Raw genomic sequence first — 2,932 nt, forward strand, 5'->3', positions numbered from 1 at the left:
TGGTCAAAAGGCAGAATGCTATCGCATCTGACCCTTTGACTTTTTATTCAACGTTGCTCTTCGTACTTGAATCCGCCGTGTTTTGATAAATATAGGACCTACCCAAAACTGCCCCAGCTGCGTTGAATCGACTAGCTAAAGTACTGTCTTCATCGCTGCGACTTGCTAGGATGATTTTGCCTGAGTCCTAAAATACGGTTAAATCAAATTAATAATTGCCGCTATCAGGCCATCGCTACAATTTGTTTTAACGCGCGCTCAAATACATCGGAGGTTTGTCCGCCTGAAATCAAATGTTTATCATTGATGATGACTGCCGGAACCGAGTTAATGCCACGGCTTAAATATAATTTCTCTAACGCTCTGACATCATCAGCATACAACTCAGAGTTTAAAATCGCACGCGCTGCGATCTTGTCTAATCCGACACTTTCTGCGATACGGATCAAGGTTTCGTGATCGCTAGGATTGTCGCCATCCGTAAAGTAGGCGGCAAATAAGGCGTGCTTCAACGCCAGTTGCTTGCCCTCAATCTCGGCCCAGTGCAACAAGCGATGCGCATCAAAGGTGTTGTAGATACGGCTTCTTTTATCCATCCCAAAAACAAATCCTTCCGCCGCACCGCGGGCACGGATTGCCTCCCGGTTACTTGCGGATTGTTCTGGTGTGGCGCCATATTTTTCCGCCAAATGTTCATTGATATCTTGACCTTCCGCCGCCATGCGCGGGTTTAATTCAAACGGCTGAAAGTGGATATCAGTCGTGACCTCGCTACCCAAAGTTGCAATTGCGGTCTCTAATGATTTCAGTCCGATGATGCACCAAGGACAAGATACGTCAGAAACAAAGTCAATTTTGATGTGATTTTTCATGGTTTTAATAAAATAAGTTGGTTATTAAATACAGGTCGCCAAGAGCGAAGATCTATGCAAAATTCGTATTCTATACTTGCGCTATCTCTACTTTATTGGCCTTAATTGATAGCTCCGGTAGGACTAAAACGTTGCTCAAACAACGATGTATGTTGATTTACAGCAGCCAAAATACCCTTTGACTCTAACGCATGATATTCTGCGTCCTGCAATAGTAACCATATCAGATTATTTTCATGACCACATCGACATCAGTAGTAACAGAAGTAACCGCGTCAGACGCAGTTAACCCAGCACATACAGCAACGGAATTAGCAGACGTAGTTGCGGTAGCAACGACAACAGCAGTTGCAACGTCAGATCAACCAGCAACAACGTCGACCGCGCCAACTGCTACGCCAAACCAGCTTGCTCGTAAATTGTTGAAAAAACTGCAAACTGAGTTCTCCGTGTTTGATGAACATCTGCCTTTGGCAATTGGTATTGATAAACAATTACAGAAAAAAATGCCAGAGCTGGATCGCAAAGTGTTACGAATCGCCCTGGGCATTCATACCAACTCTGTACGCTATTTGTTTAATGCTGCCAAAGCACAAAAACGTGTGGATCTGGAAGGCAAAGAAGTTGATGCCATCACAGAAGAGCATCGCACTCATGCGTCAGGTATTCTGCGCGAGCGTTCCAAGAAAAATGCAGATGCACGCAAACTCAAAGCCAATGCCGAGAGAATACAAAAGCAAGAAGCCGAGGCAGAGCGCCAACGTCAGGACAAGCTGAATCAACTGGCGGCTAAATTTGCCCGCACCTGATTTACGCATAGTCCCGCATAGTCCAGTCTTTGTTTCAATGCTGTTCATGTATAGATATAACGAAATGACGTTTTATTTTGTGAACAGCAAGTCTTCTTGCTTCTCCATCACTAAAACTATATTTCCAGCCACCTTAGCTGAAACTCCTATTTAATGATGTCATGGTTTCTCTATCTGTTGGAATGTAATGATGGCAGCATCTACACGGGCATTACGACCAATGTAGAGAAACGATATGCCACCCATGTCAGTGGCAAAGGCGCACGTTATACCCGCTCACACCCGCCACAAAAAATACTTGCTGTCTTTGAATACGATGACCGGTCATCCGCATCAAAAGCAGAACACGCTACCAAAAAACTGAGCGCACAACAGAAGCGCGCGTTGTCAAACTCATTAATTTGAAAACCATCGGTTTGAAACCCATCATTGATATGACTACCAATATGACGAATAAGTTGTTTTCTGCCGCCTGTGAACGTAACGCTGATCCAATCTTACTAACGATTACTCCGTTTTTAAATAACAGCAAAACGGTGTTTGAGATCGGTAGTGGTACAGGTCAGCATGCAGTCTATTTTGGAGCGCGTTTGCCGCATATCACGTGGCAATGCAGTGACCGGATACAAAACCACCCCAGCATCAGCGCCTGGCAAGAAGAGGCAAAACTCCCCAACTTGTTAGCACCATTATGTTTAGACATCGGCCATTCAGCTTGGCCAGAGAACAAATTTGATGCAGTTTATACCTCTAATACTTGCCATATCTTGTCATGGCAAGAGGTGCAAATCATGTTTGAAGGCGTAGCATCTATCTTGGTGGAGCGGGGATATTTTTTTATCTACGGTCCGTTTAACTATGACGGACAATTCACCAGCGCCAGCAATGCGCAATTTGACGCTTCGTTAAAATCACAAGCCCCACATATGGGCATCCGCGCGATCGAAGATATTATTGCGCTGGCAAATCAACACCAGTTACAACTGCAAGAAGATTTTGCAATGCCAGCCAATAATCGCCTTTTAGTTTTGCAAAAAATAAATTTAAAACGATAGCTAATTACCAATGTGCATTTAATGCGACAGACCTGCAAAAAATCAGTGACAAACACAAATGGCAGCAGGTAATCTCAATCATCAAAGTGATTAATTAAAATCACGTTTTAAATACAAAACAATAGAGGTTCTTGCAAAACGAAACACCGGAGAGTAATTTTATTGCGAGAAGCGCAAAATAGATGAGAAAGGAGCG

General features: G+C 43.7%; 4 protein-coding genes. 3 read left to right on the top strand and 1 reads right to left on the bottom strand.

Going from position 1 to position 2,932, the window contains the following annotated elements:
- Positions 1–224: 224 nt before the first annotated feature.
- A complete protein-coding gene (locus QN395_RS21130) occupies positions 225–872 on the bottom strand; it encodes a DsbA family oxidoreductase (protein ID WP_322118426.1) in 648 nt (215 codons plus the stop codon).
- A gap of 236 nt (positions 873–1,108) precedes the next feature.
- Here QN395_RS21130 and QN395_RS21135 point away from each other — a divergent pair, with 236 nt between their 5' ends.
- From QN395_RS21135 to QN395_RS21145, 3 genes are all read left to right on the top strand, one after another.
- A complete protein-coding gene (locus QN395_RS21135) occupies positions 1,109–1,681 on the top strand; it encodes a ProQ/FinO family protein (protein ID WP_322118427.1) in 573 nt (190 codons plus the stop codon).
- A 153-nt stretch (positions 1,682–1,834) separates the two neighbouring features.
- Complete coding sequence (locus QN395_RS21140) at positions 1,835–2,086, top strand: GIY-YIG nuclease family protein (protein ID WP_323493006.1); 252 nt, start codon at positions 1,835–1,837, stop codon at positions 2,084–2,086.
- Between the two features lie 11 nt (positions 2,087–2,097).
- The gene (locus tag QN395_RS21145) at positions 2,098–2,736 is read left to right on the top strand and encodes a DUF938 domain-containing protein (protein ID WP_322118429.1); all 639 of its coding nucleotides are present in this window, start codon (positions 2,098–2,100) and stop codon (positions 2,734–2,736) included.
- Positions 2,737–2,932 lie beyond the last annotated feature (196 nt).

Source organism: Undibacterium sp. RTI2.2 (assembly GCF_035018705.1).
Classification (GTDB): domain Bacteria; phylum Pseudomonadota; class Gammaproteobacteria; order Burkholderiales; family Burkholderiaceae_D; genus Undibacterium.